We start from the raw sequence: 18,961 nt of genomic DNA on the forward strand, positions 1-18,961 counted from the left end.
TCTAATGCCGACACGATCGCCCTCCTCCTGCCGCGCAGTATCCGTAAGCCGAGCCAGCAGAACCGGCTCGACCCCATGTTCCACCTGATCCACGACGAGGACATCGTCGGCCTGATTACCGGCGCAGATGGCAAGGAGAGCAACGCACCCTGCACCTTCCAGATCTGGCAGCGCCGCGCCACGCCTCGGCCCAGGATCGTTCCGCCGAAGTCGCACCCTGACTTCGTCTTCAGCGGCCGCTCTGACGCCGATCTCGCAGTGCAACGGGTTGGCGCGAATGCCGGTCGGATCAAGCCGGTCGCGGAGGCCGGCAGCGTCGCCTCGCATTACTTCCTGAAGGCCGCGGACGGCCGCGCGGACGAGCTGCGTGCCCGCCTTGCCGCGATCGACTTCGATCCCCTGCGCCACCAGGTGGCCGGCATTCCGTCGATCTCCAAGGGGGATCTCGTGGCGCTCTATGAAGCCGCTCGCATTGCTGCAGGCGAGGCACCTGCCATCACCGAGGGCGTCCCTGCAAGCGCGCCTCCGGCAGCGCCACGCCCTCCCATGTCCGATCTGCCCTTCGCCGGGATGCGTCTCTTCATGCAGTTCGTCGATGGTGGCGGCGATGGGGATTTCGAGACCAGGGCGGCGGGTCCGCTTCGTCGTGATGAGTTCCTGGTCCGGATTCCGGAAATGGGCGCCATCTAACAGGCCTCCGCGGAAGCGCCGCCGCGCCTTCGATGCGCCTGGTCTCTCCGAAAACGTCGGAGCAGCAGTTCGAGACGATGCTGCTCCGGAACCAAGTGCTTTCCGTTCGGCAGTGAACCTGCCGATAACCCTCTTCGCGCTCTTTTTGCCGAGCTCGGTGGGGTGCCTTGGCATGAGCGTACCACCCCGGCCGGCGATGCCGAAGCGCCACCAGTTCGCCCTGGGAACGCGGACTTACGCGTCCCGGGCGATTGTCTTTATCGTGGCGTGGTATTTCTCGAGGGCCGCAGTGTCCCGGAAATCCGTTCGGTAGGCCTGCTGCATCCAGCGCGACGAGTGGCCGAGGAGCGCCTGAACCGCCCAAGCGGCGTCGGGGGCCTGGGTCCTGACCAGATCGGTGACGAGACTGCGCACGAGGTGGCCGGAGATCCCGAACTCTTCCTGCAAAAGCACGGCCGGGTGGTATGTCGACAGGGCCCCCTCCTCGAGGCCGAGCAGGTTGGCACCGTCGAGCTCGCGCAGCCGGTCGACCATCTGCCACCCGGGGCGGTCTGCCATGACATGGGCATCGATAATTCGGGAGGTGACCGGCCAATAGGAACCGAGTGCCTTCTTGCCGCGGGTCTTGGCCTGACGAAACTCAGCCGTCCAGTCGCCTTCCGGGGTCCGGGCGATCTCCCGGCCGATCCGGAAGGTGGAAAGGTCTCCCTGACGGTCGACGCCGTTGAGCAGCAGAGCGAAGACCACGGCCTTTCGCCGGAGCCGGCACGCGGCCGCGCCATGTGCCGGCAGATCGGCGGCCTCTTCGAGGCAGCGATGTGCGGCATGGAGGAGATCGGCCAGACCATGCTGGTCCAGGAACCTGCGGATCTTTGCATGTTTGCCCGGCGTCTCGTCCGTGGCTTCCGAGACAAGCGCGGTGTGGATCTCGGTAAAACGCCCTTCGACCTTTGCAGTGAAGAGCGCCCCGCGACGGGCAAACAGGATGACACGCTGAAAGTAGTCGGCCGCGCTGCGCATGGTGATCGGCCCTCTGCCCTCCTCGGCACGGAACAGAAAGCGCAGGAAGGCTTCGGCCAGATCGGCGCTGAACGCCTCCGGCAAGGCGACCCCCTGCTCCGCCGCCCAGACGCGTGCCGCCGCGCAAAGCCCGACGGCCTGGACGACATTTGCTCGGCCCTTGGCCGCGAGCGGCCTGTAGCGTCGGCCGTTGCGGCGCACCCGTTGATCGAGAAGCGGTTCGACCGCGGCCCAATCGATCGGCCAATTCGCCGGCTCGAGCGCGATCCGCTGTGAAACCCGAGGACGGGCTTCCTTCGCGTTATAGCGCGCGTTCAACCAGCGGTCCCAGTCCTGGCGAAGCGGCCGCGCCGGTGCCAGGGGCACCCCGGGATCGAAAGCCGCGAGCGCGTTCATCAGGGTGATGAGGCCGGTGCGGCTCGTGGTCACCGCCGCGAAATCCTCGAGCCGCACCTGCTGCGGTGCGCGGCGGGTCTTCAGCATGTGTCCATAGAAGCGCTCGAGCGCAGCCGGGCCACCCCGGGACGTGAAGCGCCCGTCGACGGCGGCGGCCGCGGCCAGTGCAGCGACATCCCGCGGCACGTTCGGCATGCGCGCGATGAGTGTCGCAACCCTGGCATCGCGCGAGTGACGGCGTGTCGGCATCAGGCCACTCCTTTCAGGTTGAGTGTGGGGTCGAGTTCGGTAAGCACCTCGGCGAAGAGATCCATGGCGGCGCGGCCCTCGCCACGGGCATAGAAGGTCTCGACGGTGCGCAGGCTGTCGGCGAGCAGCGCGGCCACGACGGCGTAATCCCCGGGGTTCTTTGCGAGGTAGAGGGTGGCTGCGACGTGGCGCATCATATGCGGTGTGAGACCAGTGAGCCCGAGCCGCGCCATGCCGCGGTTCCAGGCTTTGTTGATGAGCTGCCGGCTGACCGCCCCCGGTCCCGAGAGTGCGGGAAAGAGGTGATGGTTCGCGCAATGGCGCGGCGCTCCATTGGCATCGTCGCATGTCCTGGCCTGTCCCGCCCCGATGTCTGACATGTCTGCCGCAGCGGCGTCTTTGACGGTGGCCCGGTCACGCCAGGCCGGGCGCCCCTCGTCGATCCAGGCGGAGATCACCGCCCACAGCCAGTCGGGAATCCGCCCTTCGAGCGGCTTGCGGTTTTTTACCCGGCCCCGGCCGATATCGAGCCATGCCGAGGCCCGTTCCCGCCGGGGCGGCACGAGTTCGGGCATGTCACCCTCGGAGAGCATTTCGTGGACGTTGCGGGTCCGGAGCGGGCGCGCGAGCTGGATCGCGAGCATGGTCGCGGCCATGAAAAGATGCAGCGCCTCGGTGCGCTGGTGCGTGGTGAGGTTCTTTCGGCCCAGCAGCCGTCTTGCTTCGGCGAGCAACACGCGCGGACCCGTAACGATAGCGCGCACAACGGCGGGGTCCCGATCCACGAGCTTGACGAATGCCTCCCGGGACGCCGACATCTCGCGTGTGGCATCGGACTCCTCGCCGAGGTCGAGCCGCATGTCCTCGATCGCCCACACCAACGCCTCCCCGGCCCCGTTCCGCTCGGCGATCGTGCCGAGATCCGAAAGCCAGGTGGTGAGCGACGTGGTCTTCTTCGCGTCCTTGAGGCTTATCGCCGTTGCGCTTCGATCGAGGAACCGTTCGACCGCCGCTTCGACGTTGTCCTCGGTGAGCAGATCCATAATCGACGCGAGGCCGAGAACCGGCTCCCGCTCTGGGAAGGCGTGCCGCGCCAGCCAGGAGAGGGCCCTGCGGAACGCCTTGGCACGAGCATCCTTGTTGCGGATCGGGCGCTTCCGACCGCCCGTTTCCCGGCGCCGATTGGCCACTGGATCCGATCCGAGCCGGCCCCCGAACTGATCAGGGCGCCGCGGCGCCCGGAGAGCCCGCGAAATCACGCGTTCCAGATCGGCCTGAAACTCTGCGGTGCAGCGTGTCCAATCCATCGCGGGATCGCGCTGCGTGGGCAACGGTCCGATCGGCCGCGCCGGGAGGAGCGAGGCGATGGCAGAATGGGTGCCGCGCTCCGCGATTAACCGGTTGAAGAACCGGATCGATCGTCGGTAGCTGTCGACCTTATTCGGAGGGATATGGGCCAGCGCCGCAACGGCACCGGCGGTGTCGATACTCATCGGAGGGACCCTGCCCAGTCGCGCGCGCAGGTTCTCGATGGAGAGCGAGGCCTTGTTGGGCAGGAGGGCTTTCCCTTGGGCATCGTAGGTGTTCTCCGCGGCCGCGACATACCGGGCGACCCGCTCCCATGTGGCCGCGGCATCGGCACAGGCCGCGGCCGTCCGGGGCGTGGCCCGTTCGCGGGCCCGGCGGATGGCGGCAGAGACGCGACCTACGAAACCATCGAACGCCCGCTGTCGGGCCTCCGGGGTCCGAGCCCGGGTAAATTCTCCCGCCCAGACGATCTCTGCCGCCAGCTGTTCCCATTCCACCACGTCTGCCGAGATTTGTGACAGGCGTCGGCCTGTCAGGCGTTCGATCCGGCCGAACGACGACTCGTAGGCCTTGGCCGAGCTTTCGCTGTAGAGTTCGGGAAGGAGCAAATAGACGTCGAGCAGCGTCTCGATACGAAGGGTGCGTTCAGTCACGGGTTTGTCCTTTCATCGGGGCGAAAGCCCGTTCATGCATAGGCAGATGAACGGGACGCCCACGCAGATTTGGGCCATAAACCTTGTGGGGCGTTCTGTTCGAACGTCCGTAAAATACGGTTTTTCAAGGGGACTCCGTTCAAGACGGTGCAGACGGGCGCGTGCACGCGGCATCATGTCCATGTCGCCATCCACCGATCGACCTCGGCGGGCACGAAGCGAAAGCTGAGACCCACGCGTCGGGCGGAGAGGGAGCCGCATTTCGCCTTTCTCAAGATTGTGTCGCGGCTCATTTCGGCGCGGCGGGCCACCTCCTCCGGGGTCATGAGATCGGCCATGTAGGCTGTCTCGAACCCCTTCGGGGGCAGACCTCCCTCGAAACGGAACACCGCTGGCCAGAGATACCGGACATGGCGACCATCGCGGATCGGGACGAGCAGGCCGTCAGCTTCGGCCCGCCAGAAGAAGCTGTCCGATCCGTGCCGCCAACGCGCGATCAGCCGCGCGCGGCTGAGAAGCTGCTCCATGCCGCACCCGGCTGTTTTGTCGGGGATGGTCTTTTTATTTTTGGTCACCGGTAGGTCTCCGTCGTGGTGTCGCACGGGACCTCGGATCAGCCGCGCAAGCGCGGAAAAGATTCTGCGAATTTTCTACTCAAGCGTGACGGCGCTGGTTCTTGCGACCGTGGGCATTGTCCCCGGTCATGATGTCAGGGAGGCCCGGTCTCCTGGCCTTGAGGCGTTACACGGGGCCCCTTCGGCGAAGCTGCATAAGGTGTGTTCGTGTCGTGAAATACGTAGGCAACGTCGTCATCGACCTGCTCTCGTTCGTGGGTCTCAACCCGGACCAGCATGAGCGACACCCCTCCGATAGCTGGCTAAACCCGCGCATCGTGCGCCGAACAGGCCTTCATGCTTCGACGGCCTTACGCTCACCAGAGGTGGTATGGTGGCAGCGTTATCTGGACATGAGGTGCTCTCAACCACCCCGACCGTTCAGTCTTTCAGGGCCGTCGATCACGCTGGCTGGCGGAACCGCATGGCTGCGCAGACCGCCGGTTCCTGATGTCCGCAGGCCTGCCCAAAGACGCGTCTGAACGGAATTCGTCCTCCACCGACGATGCCTCCTCTTCAATGTTGAAAAGAGATCGGGATGCGCCGCGAATTTCTGTCCGGCACCGGCGCGTTGTGGCTGCCTCGTTGGTGCATTCGTCGTGCTTGTGCACCATAGCCACGGTGATTTCAGGTGCAGCTGACATTTGTGGATGGTGGCCAGAAGACGCTGCCAGCACCAGCGGCGCCACGTGATGACCATGCGATGTGGGGTTTCGCGAACACCAAGCGCCGCCCAGACATCGCTCTGCGGCGCGGCAGGGCATACACGATGTTTTCGGCTTGCCGAGATCGCGGCTCTCACGATCGCCCATGGCGCATGGAACGCCGGCAGCCCTTGCGACGTTCCGGAGCTTTTCGAAGACCCCCACCGGTTTGCGAAGTCCCGCGCGCCGACGGTGTTGGTCGGCGTGTCATTTCGCACCCGCCTGCCCGGGCTGGCAGCCCTTGTTCCGGATCATGCGGTCCAGCAAAGCGCGCAGCCCCGTGTTCTCCCCTGCACCACTGGGCCATTTCCCATGCCCGGCAGAGCAGAACCTGGCCGCGGCCGAAGCTCCGGGCCGTGCACGTTGGTGAGCACATCTGCCGTGGTCATCGTCCTCTCCATTAGGACGAGGCCGCCGCGGCCCCTGACACGGAGGGCGCCGCGACGGCGATCGCCAAGACAATTCACCTGCGTTGCTGGGCTCGAAAACCCCGGAGGAGATCAATTGGTGGAGGTCGTGCTTCAAGCGGACCAGTAGCACACCACGGGGTCCGAAGCCGTGACAGCCTCGTGCAGCCTTTCAAGAATCCGTCGGTAGGCCGCCCGGAGTTCCGAGGTGTCATGATCGTATTCATGGCTCCAACAAATCCGTTCGAACTCCGCCTCCGAAAGCGCAGCTTCCGCGCGCGCGACCTCTGTGTCATCGGTGTCCCACTGGCAGGCCACCGCTTCGACCATCCAGTCTTCGATCTGGAAATCGGTACTGTCGTCCTCGGACGGGGGGAGGTCCAATTCAAAGAAGCTGTTGGCGAACTGGCTATGATTGCGCAAGTAGGCGATCTCGGTTTGTGCGCGACGTTTGACGAAGCCCATATCAAGACCCATGGGTCTGTCCTTTCAGTTTTCAATGTCGTGAACGGAAGGGATCCGCCGCGACAGCGGATCCGTTGACGTGCCCCGATGGCATGCTCCCGGCCGGGGGGAACTGACCCGGCAAACGGGATCTGGGTCCATGGCGGAAAGCCGGAAACAAACCGCCTGAAATCACGCGGGCATTCAGTGTCGCGCCAGGGCCTGCAGCAAGAGGAAAGCCCGCAAAGGCAGACAGCCTCGCCCTCCAGGACAACCGCTCCCACTGACTAGTAGATGTCTGCAATTCATTTTGGGCGGCTGGACGAGCAGGCTGCCCTTCGGAGGGTCCAGGTCCGTAGCTCCTTCGCCCTATTCCCTGTGTTCACCGGGCTCGGGCGGCAGGAGGCCTTTTCGGACCTGCAGGGCATATGTTGAACCGCCCTATCTGAAGAGGAAGCAGGGGCAGAGTCTCCCCAAACACCGATCGTGTCTCACCGACCGGTATAAGCGCCGGCTTTTGGGGAGGTCCGGTTTGGTCATTGAGCCAGCGAAAGCCTTTTCACCCCACGCCCGTCCAACGTCGTTGAGAGCGTCCTCTAAAATATCCGCGGGCCAGCCGGGGGCTCATGGACCTGCTGGTGCAAGCCGATGTCACCAGATTGGCCCGGCACACCGGTGGCGCCTCCTGCATGCCCGTCCGGTCCATCTCACGCGTAGCCCTCCTGAGCAATCCGGGTGACGTAGGAGGCTACTGCCTCGACGCGATCCTCCCGCAGCAGGTCCGCCGCGGTTCGGCCACCGAAGGACGCGAGGGGCCATGTCGAAACCCCAGCATAGGCTTCAGAAAATGAGCCAGCCCATGGGACGACCTGCACGAGGACTTCAATCAGATCCCTGAGTCTGCGCTGCGTTTCCGGCGTTTCCAGCCGTGCACGCTCACTCAGCGCTTCCTCCGGCTGGTCGAGAACGAGCGCGAGTTCGGCCCTGCTCAGGCCGAGCACTTCGAGACGGTCATCGATGTCAACCTTGCCATTGGGCCGTATCAGATCTTGCGCGCTCGGGAACGGGGGGAACGGGTCAGCCATGCCGAGAAGCATAGGCTCGTTTTGCGGCATGCGCAGCCAGCTGCAGAAATCAGCTGATACCACCTTGTCTCGGCCGAGCATGGCTCCGTCAGGCAGACAGGCCATGCCGCACAGGCTGCGACCGCATAAAAATCTTCTCCCCAATTCAAGTCATTGAAATCTAATAGCTAATTAGGAACAAACCCGCTTCTGGGTTTGGGCTCTCGGATCAATTTCCCCCTCGCAGACAACGAGGGACACGATCCATGACCACCAAGAGCAAACCCGCCGGCACCTCCTACGTTTCCACCGCCGCGGAGATGAGCCAGTATTACACCAACACGCAGCTTGCGGCTGCCTACGTGGAGCGGGTTCTGGCGCGCTACGTCGCCAACCCTTTCGACACCATCATCGAACCCTCCGCCGGCACCGGCGCCTTTTCACGCCATCTCGGGCCCAACTGCATCGCGCTCGACCTCGATCCGAAGGCGCCGGGCATCATCGATGCCGACTTCCTGAGCTGGTCGCCCACGGGCCCCCTGGGCCGCACCCTGATCATCGGCAATCCACCCTTCCGCAACAATACGGCACTCGCTTTTCTGAACCATGCAGCCAGCCTCGCCGACGTCGTCGCACTCATCCTGCCAGCGTCGTTTTGCAAGATGACCATGCAGAACCGCGTCGACACGCGCCTGCACCTCGTGCACGAGGAGGAGGTGCCGCAGGATGCCTTCATCTACGAAGGCAAGACCGTTCATGTCCCTTGTGTGCTGCAGATCTGGGAGCGCCGCTCGGAACCACGCCAGTTGCATGCGCTCGAGACTGAGCATCCGCATTTCGAACGCTGCAGCCAAGCCGAAGCGGATCTCGTGATCCGGCGCGTGGGCGCGCATGCCGGTCAGCTGAAGCCGGTCGACCAGAACTGGAGCCCGCAGTCCAACATCTTTCTGCGGGCCACCGGCTGCAACCCGAAGGCGCTGGAGGAGCGTTTCGCGCGTCTCGATATGTCGAAGCATGCCCGCAACGGCGCCGGCGGCGGTTCGATCAACATGAGCGAGATCATCGAACTTTACGTAGCGGCTTTGGCCGAGGAAGCTCGGACCGTAACTGCTGACCCCGCAGTGTCGATGCCGCGGCAGATCGCACAGGAGGTGCCCGCCGCCCCTGAAACACAGTCGGTCGATGAGGCTGACAGGGCCGCGCAGCAGGCAACGCCCGGCGCGCCGGCACATTGTGAGCCCAACGACGGCGTGACTGCGACTGCGGCTGGGGGGAAGCGCAACATGCCCGAAGCCGACGCCGCTGTGCTGTTCGACCGGGTGGTCATTGATGACATTGCCGGAGGTGCACCGACCCGGGAGGCCATCGCGCGTTTCAATTCAGCCGCGGCGGAAGCACAGTCCATCACGATCACGGTGCCGCTCAGCTTCCGGAAGACGAGCGTGCAGAACCAGCTCGACTCGGCCTTCCACCTTGTCGATGACATCGAGGCCACGGTGCAGATGGTGGGATCCAACGGTCGGCCGCGCGAGCGGCGCTGCGCGATCCAGATCTGGGAGCGTCGCGCCAAGCCGCGACCACGGCCTGCACTGGAAACGCGGCATCCTGACTACGAGTTCTGCAGCCGGGCCGAGGCCGACTTTGCGATCCAGCGCGTGGGTGGACGTGCCGGTCGGCTGAAGATGCTCGATGACGCCGGGAGCGCGCAGTCCCATCTGTTCCTGCGTGCCATGGCCTGCAGCCCAGCTGAGCTGTGGGCCCGCTTCGACGTCATCGATTTCGATATGGTGCGGCACAACACCGCCGCCGTGCCGTCGATCGCGAAGTCGGAACTCGTGGCCCTGTATGACGCCAGCCGCAGGCTTTGCCATACCGCAGATGACCAGGTCAGGACGCGCGAGACCTGCTCCTGCGGCGCCGAGGAGGTGGCGAGTGGTTGAAAACAAGGTCAGGGAGATTGAGACGAATGTGGAGGCTGTTCTCAGCCTCCGCACTACCGCTTCTCAGTGTCAATTACTTCACCAAGAATGATGCCGACCGTTCTTCAGTAATACCCCGATATGAACCTCTGTGGGTTATCGTAGAAGGCTTCGATCTCGACCTCACAAAAGACCCTTCTCAGAGCCCGGACAATTCCGCGAGGGGGGCCGCCCCGGGTGACGAACCTGATGGTTCCCGTGTCTTTTTTGTGATGAACCTTTGCATGAATAGCATTGCTTTCAGATCCCCAGAAGGTCGCCGCCCATTCTGCATGAGTTTGATATGGCTGACTGTCGAATTCAGCCGCCTCCTCTGCCGTGAAAGGGCGCTCTTCGATGACGCCTGACAGTTCGTCGCGACGTTTATACGAGTTAGCATGGACGACATGCTGCCCGTCGACAACGAATGTCACGTATTTCCGTTCGTTGAGGTGACTCAGGATATCGGGAGACCGAATGATGTAATCAAAATCGACGGGTCCGTTCGGGCCGGAAAGATACTGGTAGAAGGCGTGGATATCCATGGTATTCTTGAATGAGACGTCCAGCCGGTTATTGTATGTGAGCATGATGAATTTGTTTCCTTGCAGCATTCAGCCGATCTGGCGGCTTGGTTTCAGGCGTCATTGCCTGGCAAGGAGAAGATTGGTCGTTCGCTCGAAGCGAAAAACTTTTTTGGGGGTTTGCGGCTCTACAAAGGAAATGCTTCCCGATCTTCCGAACCGAGCTGTCTGTCCCACCAAGTATGTTTTCCGAGATAGGTGCCTTGGCCCGGGCGTTCCGAGGAAAATTCCCGTTTCCAACGCAGGCTGACGTCAAGCGAAACCGGACGTGTCATAGCCAAGCTCTTACCCCCTCCTCATGTTTCAGGGGCGTTCGCAAGGCATGTCGATGTCAGCCGCCGCCTTGGTTTGCTGCCTTACGCGTAACCGCTGAGGGCAATGCGGGAAACATAGAACCTGATGGCTTCGGCGCGTCCTTCTCGGACCAGATCCGCCGCGGTCCGGCCACCGAAAGATGGCAGGGGCTGCGTCGAGAACCAAGCGAACGCCCGGGAGAGGGATCCGGCCCACGGCGTGACCCGCACGAGGATCTCAACCAAATCCCGAAGTCTTTGTTGCGAGACCTCCGACGACAGACGCTGGGCCGTGGACAAGGACCCCGGCGACATGCCGAGCACGCATGCAAGTTCGGTCCTGGTCAGGTGCAGCGCTTCGAGGAGCGCGTCGAGCGCCACCGTGCCATCTGACAGGGTCAGGTCCTGCGAGGTCGGGCTTGGATGAGATGCGATAGCCATTCTGCCAGTATAGCGTCTGTCCCCCGACAGACGAAGTCGGCCTGCATGAAACGCGGACGGGAACTGGAGGCTGTCTTGGAACGGACAGAAAGCCTGCACACCCTTACATCACGTTTGGCATATTTGCATTTATCTACAAGTTTGCTGTATAGCATTAAAACTACAAGAATGGCATATAAGTAGATGCTACAAGCATGACATGTGGGGCAGGCATGGACGCGAGTATATTCCGGAACGTGAAAACCTTGGGCCATCAGCTCCGTCAGGCGCGCAAGGCGAAGGGATGGTCGCAGGGCGATCTGGCCCGGCAGGCCGGCACGGACCCGCGCCAGATCTCGCGGATCGAGACGGCCGCCCATGAACCCAAGCTGAGCCTTCTTCTCGCCGTGGTGGCGGCGCTCGAGCTGGACCTCGGCCTCGTGCCCCGGCGAGGGGCCTCCCCCCAAGCGGCGCGGCCCAGGCCCGAGGATATCTTTTGATGGGGCGCAGATCGCTCACCCACACGCTCGACGTCTATCTCAACGGGCGGCTCGCAGGATATTATGGTTATCGCTCCTCCGCCGGCGCGAGCTTTCGCTACGACGAGGCCTGGCTGGGATGGGAGTTCCGCTTTCCGATCTCGCGGTCCCTGCCCTTGGTGTCTTCGACCCAGAACGGGGACCACGTGGATGCGGTCTTCGAGAACCTGCTTCCCGATGTTCCTGAACTGCGACGGGTGATCGCGGAGCGCACGGAAGCGCGCAGCGATCGCACCCACGACCTCCTCGCCGCGATCGGCCAGGATTGCGTGGGGGCAATGCAGTTCCTGCCCCATGGGGTGACGCCGGCCGACCCGTTCCGGATCGAGGGCACGCCGCAATCCGAGGCCCAGATCGCGGAAACCCTCAGATCGCTCAGCACGACGCCGCTCGGTATAAATCCGGAAGAGCCCTTCCGGATCTCGCTCGCAGGCGCGCAGGAAAAGACCGCATACCTCAAGCATGATGGTGCCTGGCTAAGGCCGACCGGGCTGACCCCCACGACGCATATCTTCAAAAGACCCATGGGCGTGGTCGGCGGCGGTCTCGACCTTACCAAGAGTGTCGAGAACGAGTTCTTCTGCCTGCGTCTCGCGCGGGAAATGGGGCTCGAGGCGACCCAGGCTGAGATCCACCACTTCGAGGAGCAGATCACGCTCGTGGTCGAGCGGTTCGATCGGCGACCGCGGCGGGCGGGCGGGCTGGTGCGCGTCCCTCAGGAGGATTTCCTTCAGGCCATGGGCCGCTTTTCCGGGCAGAAGTATCAGCAGCATGGCGGCCCTTCGATGAGGGAGTGCTTCGCGCTGCTGCGGCAGTCCGACGATCCGATCGCGGACCAGGCCGCATTCCTGAAGGCGCAGCTCTTCAACTGGATGATCGCCGGGATCGACGGGCATGCAAAGAACTTCTCCATCTTCCTCGAGGGCGATGGATTCCGGCTGACCCCGCTTTACGACATCATGAGCGCGGCGCCGCAGCAGCTTCGCTCGACGTTCCGGCATAAGGATCTGCAACTGGCCATGTCGGTGGGCCGGCGCGGTCATTACCGACTGGATCGGATCGTGCCGCGTCATTTCGACGAGACGGCCCGCAAGGCCGGCGTGCCCCTGGAGGCCCGGCTGCGCGCCTTCAAGGCGCTTGCGGCGGCGGCGCCCGGTGCGCTCTCCCGCGCGTCGGAAGGGTTGCCAGAAGGCTATCCCGTCGAGATCGCGGAGCAGATCGTGGCCTATGCCACGGATCGCCTGCGCCTGCTGAGGGACTATGCCGATGGGCTGCAGTAGATCCGCGGCAAGGGCGGCAAAATGAGGGGCGGAAGCGCCCGTCACTGATTTGCGCACCAGCGCCAGGGAGGCCTCCTGTCCCGATGCGGCCGATTGTATCGCGCAGACTGGCCACTTCCTTCATCGCAGCAACCGACCTTCTCAACACGACGCTCAGAAGAGCTTGTCAGCGCAATCCGTCGCCTTGGATATCGTGCGTCCGACGCCGTTGCGTTGCATGGGAAACCGGGCCTCTCCGCGGAACGAGAAGACCTCTCTCGAGATCAGGAGCTTCGATCTCAACGCCGTCCGGGGCGCAATGGGTCTTCATGCAGGTCTGCGCATTCAGGCCGAGTTGAACACGGCCAGACGAAATAGGTGCACAGGCTGGCCGGCTCCAGGGGCAGGCCAGCCCGCCTCGATCTCAAGGCCCACCGGAAGCGGCGGGGTCATCCGAGGTGATCCTCGCGTGGTCACCGAGACGACCTGACCGCCGCAAGTCTTTCCGGTGAGAGGCCCGGCCGAGTCAGGGTCAGAACGCGCGTGCGGCCTCGCGTTCGGCCGTCAGGCGGTCGGCATAGCGTTCCTGACAGTCACGAAAGTGCTTGTAGGCTTCTGACACGCGACGCAGTTCGTTGAGGCGCGGCTCCCAGGCCAGATCGTCATACCGCGTATCCTCCTGCATCGCGCGGTCACCATAACCCGGGCGTTCGATGTTGAGCGCGCGACGCAGCGCGTCGCCCATGGCCGCCACGCCGTCGAGGTCGACCCCCTTGATCAACTGACCCTCATCGAGCTGGTTGAACGTGGCGGTCCAGGAGGGGCGTGTGGTCCTGTGGGCTTCGATCCCGGCGTCGCGCCAGAGGCGCGCGAAGACGCGACCGCTGCGGATGGCATGAAAGGCGAGGTCTTCGAGGGAGTTGGATGTCGTCATCGGTCACGTCCTTGTCTTGGAAAAGATCGAAGGTCCCGAGATCGACAGCCATGCAACCGCGTGCCGCTCTCCAGCGGATCAAACCGATAGAAGCAGAACGTAGTCCGCTGTTCGTCTCGGGCCTTCGTCAAGACAGGCCCGAGACGACCGGCGGACTATGAGTGGGCATCATGAAATTGGGGGCATTTCTCGAGCGTCGTGGCAATCGCACATGCGCTCAATCAGGAGATCGCCGCGAGCGCGTTTCGTGCGCTCCCGCCGGACAGCCGCGGGATCGTCGGGCCCATCAGCACAACCCAGTCGAACTTTGCGAAGCAATTCAGCGGTGAAGGTTCTCCCGTCTTCCCCTCCCTCCAGAGAGAGGGCGGAGGAACAGGAGGACGTTTAGGCCTTCAGCAGCAAGGTCACCCTGTTACTATCCTGATCGACTTTCTCACTGCCGTCCTGGGGCTCACGCCCATCCTGTCTTTCCCAGCCCATTTCAAAGTCCGAGGTCGATCTCGGGATCCACCGTGCCGCGAGCTTTCTTGAAGGCGACTGGAAACCGATCGTGCGCCTCATGGCGGCGGAAATTGCCGTTCTCAGATGGCCGCCCCCTGAACCGTCGAAGCCCGGTCAGGATACCTCCCAGACGTCTCCGGCGGATAAAGGTGACGACAGGACCGCCCTTGGCGTGGAGATCGATGCGAGCGCCGGCTCTGAGCCCGAGCTTACGGACGAAGGCGGCGGGGATCCTGACGGCGAGCACATTGCCCCATTTGCAGATCCTTGGCATGTTGTCCGCCCTTCCTCGGCGTGATCCGGTCTCTCATGCTATCATGCAACATCGAATGCAGGAGAGCCCATGACCACCTTCGAGATCATCCTCTCTGTCGCCTCCGTCGTCGTCGCCATCGGGGTGAGCCTTTGGATGCGGCACCTCGGAAACACCGCCGGACGGGATCGGCCAAGGGATCCAGAGCGCCTCCAGCGCTTTCTCGACTCCGCGCCATACGAGAACCTCGACAAGGTCATGCGGCCGGGCTGGCGCGACCGCGATTGAATGGGGGCGACAATTCAGCTCGGACTTCCTCTTGGCGCCTCGCGGCTTCGCGGTGGCATCCCTGTGCAAAGCGTGACCGATCGATGGGGTGAGGCCAGTGCCGCCAATGGAGGCAAACGCCATCCGGCGAAGCTCCACCCCGTCTGCCTGGAAGCCGGTCACGACCTGTCCTTCCGGCGTCTCTGCCCGGTGTCGGACGACGACCAGTTCTGTCCGGGCCGACACCGACGGCGCCTCCCGTGCTCCATTGTCGGCGCCCGATCGCTCCCCCTGGATTCTGGCGAGGTTCTCGGCGCCTGTCGTGCGCGTGGGCGTGTTTGGAGACGACTGACCAGTTGTCCGGGTAACTCCCTCTCCCTCCCCGAGCCTTCGGCAGAGCAAAGCTCCTTGTAGTGGGCACGAACCTGTCTCACCAAGATGCTCTCGGGCTTCCCGCATGTTTGACGTCTCTGCCTCGGCCTTCTGCCGGCGATACCAGGTGGCCCGCGAAATCCCCTGCGCCTCCCACGGCTTCGTGCGGGATGTTGCGTTCGAAGCGAGATAGCGCGCGCGTGTCACGGCTCCGGAGTTCGATCGGCGCATCCGCTGCTTGTCGGCTTTCCGACGCTTGCGTTCGGTGAGCGAGAAGATCTGCCGCAGGCCGAGCGCACGCGCGATCTCGTCCGAGACGCAGAGCAGGTCGGCAAGCGTCTCGCCGGCATAATGATAGCGGCCGTCCGACATCGGTGATCCGCTTCGGGGAAGCGCTGCCCTTTCCGCGGCATGCTTGGCGATGGCGCCCACCTCGTTGGTGGAGAGCCCCGGGGTCGCGATGCTCGCCATCGCATGGGTTCGCGCGTCGACATCCCCGGGGTTCTCTTGATGCGTCAGGCAGGTGGCCCACAGGTGCAGCCATGTGTTCCGGTGGCCGACCGGCACACGACCGCCCCAGGCATCCAGCAGGCGCTCCAAGTCTTCCTGAATTGCGACGAAGCGCTGGCCGGGGCTCAGCCTGGACCGGCGCGACCCGCCCTGCCCCGAAGACGCCTTCTGTCTCTTTCGGGCCTGCAGTTCCCGGCGGGTCGGTCGACCGGAGGCGATGTAGATCCGGTCCGCAAAATCTTCGAAGGAATGGCGTTGCAGGCTTCCGCCAAGGATTTCGACCGTGCGGCCACTCTTGAGGTTGATCGAGCCCGGAATTCGGAACACCCGGGCGGTGTCGCAGCAGCGAGGGTCCGCGCCATAACGCCTATACAGGCCGATGAGCGCCTTCTGCGCCGCGCTCCAGCGCCGCCTGGCCCTCGGGGGCAGGTCATTGATCAACCAGATGGCCGCAAGCCCGCGCCCCGTGAAGTTCACGAAGGACGGGACCGGCAGACCGCGGCGCTCGACGTCGCGGGTGAACGCCTGCGCCCATGCCGCCGGATCCGAGGCGAGGGTCCGAGGCGCGAGGTCGACGTCGAGGTCAAGGTAAAGGGCATTCAGGGCGGCCAGCCGCCGGTCCCGACGCGGGCCATGAAACCGGTTCAGGGTGATGTAGGCGGCTGTGTCAACGCAGCACTCGGCGATCCAGGGCGCCTCATAGGTCCGGTAAATTCTGCTGTGCATCCGCATTCCGGTTACGGCCGTCATGATCGTCGGCTTTCCGATCGCAGTGATCGGATGGAGCAGCTTCACGTAGTCTGCCGTGGTCAGCTGCTGCGCCACCGGCTGGGCGTCGAGGAGATGAGCGGGATCCAGATGTTCCATGCCCGGGAACTGGGTTCATGGCACGGGCTTGAGAAATGTCCGTCAAGAAACGCTGCGCCGTGGATGGCCGCAGTATTTCGACGGTTCGGTTTCCCGGGCCAGGGTGCGCGAATAGGGTCGGTTCCGCCGGACTGGTAGGTTGGGCGGACAGCGTCGTTCGCTGCGGGTGCGAAAAGCGGTCTGTCGAGAGACGCAAAGCTGACCCCTCAACTGAAACCGTCTCATACCTTCATTTTTGTCCCTCCCCGACTGCGCCCGTCATTCTTCCCCTGCGCGCGTTGCGATGGAGGATCTCGACAACGACGTTGTCCTTAGCCGCCCTGCTTCAGGAGGAACGCCTTCCGCGCGTCCGAAAACTTCGATGCCTTCATGGCTTCGCTCCTCGTCTCAGCCGGGTATAGCCCAAAACTCCAGTTTCAGATGGTCGCGTTTTCAGGGGGCAGAGCACTCTGTCTCGACGAGGCCGACGCGGCCGCACTTGATGAGAGTCGGCGAGGCGGTCGACGGTTCTCGAAGAATTTTCCGCATGATGAAGTTGGTGAGGTCGCAAAGAATGCGCTCGCCATCATTCTGACCGAGAACGCGCCGAACCTGGCGGTCGGATTGATTAGCTCGAAGAGCGCCACGTCGACCTTCGAAACCCGCGTGGTGTTCGATCATGTGAAGCCGGTTGTCGGACCACGCTATGATAGCCTTCTCAACGCTATTGACGCTCCTTCCCTGCGTCAAAGGCGCGATGGCATGCGGGCTCTCGAGCCTGGGCTCCATAGTTTCTCGCCCAAGTTGGGCTTGGCGTTCCTCACGCAGCTCGCCGCGTCCGAGGAGGCCATTGGCGCTCTCAGGAGCATCGCGACGCTCGTACAAAGGCCGAGGCGGATCACCGATGCCCGCGCGCTACAGGACGACGCGGTCCGCTTGGCCATCAAGGCCTTTGGTGGCTCGGACGAAGCATCGCATCTTGCGCTGAACGAGGGGGGCGCGACGGCCCTCGGCACTGTGCGACTGCTCGAAGATGCCGTAATAGAGCACGATGCGCGTTTTATCTCAGGCCTTCGGCTCGCCGACAGCGACCTGACTGGGCGTGCGAGGTTTGAGGGGCGGGATCGCACCCTTGAGGTTCTGACCGCAAACAAGAGGCCGCTCGAAGAGCTGTTCGGGGTCGATCTGATCTATCTGAACCGTCGGCGCGGCTCGATCGTCATGGTGCAGTACAAGATGCTCGAGCGAGGGAAATCGCGGAAGCGATCCGTGAAGTCCGGGTCGTCCACCGTCGAGGTCGATGACGGCCATGATTGGCTGCTGCGGGTCGATGAGCAGCTCGAGGATGAGATTGCGCGGATGAAGCGCTTTGATCGTGATATGTCGCCAAGTGGGTCCTACCGTTTGAACGCCGGCGCCTTCTTTTTGAAGTTCATGCGCCGGAACGCCGAGGCCAAGTCTGCTGGTTTTTTGATCAGTCTCGACCATTTCGAGGGGCTACGTGCCGAAAACAAGCTCGTGGGTCCGAGGGGCGGCATGCGCCTCAGCTACCGCGAACTCGACGGCCACTATTTGCGGTCAGGAGGGTTCGCCGAACTTGTGCAGTCCGGCTATGTCGGAACGCGCGATGCGACGACCGCGCATCTGCAAGCCCTCGTCGAGCGCACTCTATCCGGCGGACATGCCGCTGTCGTGGCGATCGAGTCCGCGCTGACGTCACCTGCTTAGCATAACATTCGCGGGTATTCCGGGTCGCTGCCACCTTCGCGTCGCTCGCATACTGTGAACCAGCATCGAAAACTGGCGCCGTAGCGGCGTGATCGGCGTTCGAGAATGACCGTTTCCCTCCGTCATTGAGAGCTGCCCATTCACCGGGCATCCGCTCTATCCCGCATAGCTGACGGCCGCGAGATGACCAATGCTGTGCGCAGCCGCCGATAACCGCTCTCAGGACGCCGCGGCGCAGCCCTGGCGGGGCCTGCAAAGGTCCGGAATGGGCCGGGAGAAGTCTTGGGAGGGAAGGGCGGACATTCGCCGCGCATCTTTCAGGCGTCCGATCATGAGAACGCAGTCAGTTCATAGTTCGGCCATGCCCGAACTCGGCGACTTAGGAATGTCCCCCAGCTGCTCCCACGTGATCCGTTAACGCTCTGGTTGCGGTTGCAGGCAACTGAGACGATCCTTCTGCATCTCCGGACTTGGTCTGGGACGGATTTACTGGGGTAACACAAACGAAACAGGTACTTCTGTAGGTCGGCTCTCGGCAAGCGCGAGTTTGACAAACCGGAAGTTGTAATCTTACCAAGATCCATAGGTTGTCTGGAACGCCGGTTTATGAAGCTCAAAGATGTTATTCGGCTCGAGAAAACGGTTGTCAGCTATGGTCAATGGTCAAATGGCGAGATTGATCGCGCTTCATGGCCTCTGCGACGCAAGAAGCTGAAACTTTCGCCGGACTGGCAATGGCGTGTTATATCCCTTCGTTCCGGTGAGCGTGAGTTCCGTGTTCTGTTGCAGTTGAATCCGCTGCTTGAAAGCTTCTACGCGATGCTTGGGGAGGTCCGCGGCGATCAGTTGGCAGTGTTGTGTAGTCATGATCTTCACACATCGCACTCAAACTGGCACTGCCACGTTGCGACGGGAGACATCGATAGAGTGCTTCCAGGGGTGACCCGA

The 18,961-nt window shown here is 63.2% G+C and carries 16 protein-coding genes; 6 read left to right on the forward strand and 10 right to left on the reverse strand.

Translation table 11 applies throughout. The features are described 5' to 3' along the window. Positions 1 to 690 (forward strand): hypothetical protein (locus CJ301_RS17210; protein ID WP_216823327.1); only part of this gene is annotated, 690 nt, incomplete at its 5' end. 234 nt (positions 691 to 924) lie between these two features. Here the strand turns inward: CJ301_RS17210 and CJ301_RS17215 are convergent. The 5 genes from CJ301_RS17215 to CJ301_RS17235 form a co-directional block, all read right to left on the reverse strand. Then, complete coding sequence (locus tag CJ301_RS17215; protein WP_099278588.1) at positions 925 to 2,355, reverse strand: hypothetical protein; 1,431 nt, start codon at positions 2,353 to 2,355, stop codon at positions 925 to 927. Next, entirely contained in the window at positions 2,355 to 4,316 is a 1,962-nt protein-coding gene (locus CJ301_RS17220; RefSeq protein WP_099278589.1) for a site-specific integrase, read from the reverse strand. Before CJ301_RS17220 ends, CJ301_RS17215 begins: the two co-directional genes overlap by 1 nt. A gap of 173 nt (positions 4,317 to 4,489) precedes the next feature. Next, entirely contained in the window at positions 4,490 to 4,843 is a 354-nt protein-coding gene (locus tag CJ301_RS17225) for an excisionase family DNA-binding protein (RefSeq protein WP_099278590.1), read from the reverse strand. 1,312 nt (positions 4,844 to 6,155) lie between these two features. After that, a complete protein-coding gene (locus CJ301_RS17230; RefSeq protein WP_099278591.1) occupies positions 6,156 to 6,518 on the reverse strand; it encodes a hypothetical protein in 363 nt (120 codons plus the stop codon). 674 nt (positions 6,519 to 7,192) lie between these two features. Beyond that, entirely contained in the window at positions 7,193 to 7,651 is a 459-nt protein-coding gene (locus tag CJ301_RS17235) for an XRE family transcriptional regulator (RefSeq protein ID WP_099278592.1), read from the reverse strand. A 164-nt stretch (positions 7,652 to 7,815) separates the two neighbouring features. Here CJ301_RS17235 and CJ301_RS17240 point away from each other — a divergent pair, with 164 nt between their 5' ends. Next, on the forward strand, positions 7,816 to 9,489 hold the full coding sequence (locus CJ301_RS17240; protein WP_099278593.1) for a hypothetical protein: 1,674 nt from the start codon (positions 7,816 to 7,818) through the stop codon (positions 9,487 to 9,489). A 104-nt stretch (positions 9,490 to 9,593) separates the two neighbouring features. Here CJ301_RS17240 and CJ301_RS17245 read toward each other — a convergent pair whose 3' ends face one another. Together CJ301_RS17245 and CJ301_RS17250 are read right to left on the reverse strand one after the other, a co-directional pair. After that, positions 9,594 to 10,121, reverse strand: a complete 528-nt coding sequence (locus CJ301_RS17245; RefSeq protein ID WP_162620601.1) for a hypothetical protein — start codon at positions 10,119 to 10,121, stop codon at positions 9,594 to 9,596. A 326-nt stretch (positions 10,122 to 10,447) separates the two neighbouring features. Beyond that, positions 10,448 to 10,765 (reverse strand): antitoxin Xre/MbcA/ParS toxin-binding domain-containing protein, encoded by a 318-nt coding sequence (locus CJ301_RS17250; protein WP_216823328.1) that lies wholly within the window; start codon positions 10,763 to 10,765, stop codon positions 10,448 to 10,450. A 305-nt stretch (positions 10,766 to 11,070) separates the two neighbouring features. On the opposite strand from CJ301_RS17250, the gene CJ301_RS17255 reads away from it, so the two are divergent. Together CJ301_RS17255 and CJ301_RS17260 are read left to right on the forward strand one after the other, a co-directional pair. Then, positions 11,071 to 11,304, forward strand: coding sequence for a helix-turn-helix transcriptional regulator (locus tag CJ301_RS17255; RefSeq protein WP_306467372.1), 234 nt, complete (start codon positions 11,071 to 11,073; stop codon positions 11,302 to 11,304). Then, positions 11,304 to 12,623: a HipA domain-containing protein gene (locus CJ301_RS17260; protein WP_099278597.1), complete on the forward strand. Its 1,320-nt coding sequence runs from the start codon at positions 11,304 to 11,306 to the stop codon at positions 12,621 to 12,623. Before CJ301_RS17255 ends, CJ301_RS17260 begins: the two co-directional genes overlap by 1 nt. A gap of 511 nt (positions 12,624 to 13,134) precedes the next feature. Here CJ301_RS17260 and CJ301_RS17265 read toward each other — a convergent pair. The 3 genes from CJ301_RS17265 to CJ301_RS17275 form a co-directional block, all read right to left on the reverse strand. Next, on the reverse strand, positions 13,135 to 13,536 hold the full coding sequence (locus CJ301_RS17265; RefSeq protein ID WP_099278598.1) for a hypothetical protein: 402 nt from the start codon (positions 13,534 to 13,536) through the stop codon (positions 13,135 to 13,137). Positions 13,537 to 14,017: 481 nt separating this feature from the next. Beyond that, positions 14,018 to 14,311, reverse strand: a complete 294-nt coding sequence (locus CJ301_RS19355; RefSeq protein ID WP_099278599.1) for an AbrB/MazE/SpoVT family DNA-binding domain-containing protein — start codon at positions 14,309 to 14,311, stop codon at positions 14,018 to 14,020. 33 nt (positions 14,312 to 14,344) lie between these two features. Further along, a complete protein-coding gene (locus tag CJ301_RS17275) occupies positions 14,345 to 16,306 on the reverse strand; it encodes a hypothetical protein (protein WP_099278600.1) in 1,962 nt (653 codons plus the stop codon). Positions 16,307 to 16,675: 369 nt separating this feature from the next. Here CJ301_RS17275 and CJ301_RS17285 point away from each other — a divergent pair, with 369 nt between their 5' ends. Both CJ301_RS17285 and CJ301_RS18895 read left to right on the forward strand, forming a co-directional pair. Further along, positions 16,676 to 18,013 carry a hypothetical protein gene (locus CJ301_RS17285; protein WP_162620602.1) on the forward strand — a complete coding sequence of 446 codons (1,338 nt, stop codon included), beginning with the start codon at positions 16,676 to 16,678 and terminating at the stop codon, positions 18,011 to 18,013. 606 nt (positions 18,014 to 18,619) lie between these two features. Beyond that, the coding region (locus CJ301_RS18895) for a hypothetical protein (RefSeq protein WP_162620603.1) at positions 18,620 to 18,961 on the forward strand (342 nt) is incomplete at its 3' end.

The sequence above is a fragment of the Limimaricola cinnabarinus genome, assembly GCF_002723615.1.
Classification (GTDB): domain Bacteria; phylum Pseudomonadota; class Alphaproteobacteria; order Rhodobacterales; family Rhodobacteraceae; genus Limimaricola; species Limimaricola cinnabarinus_B.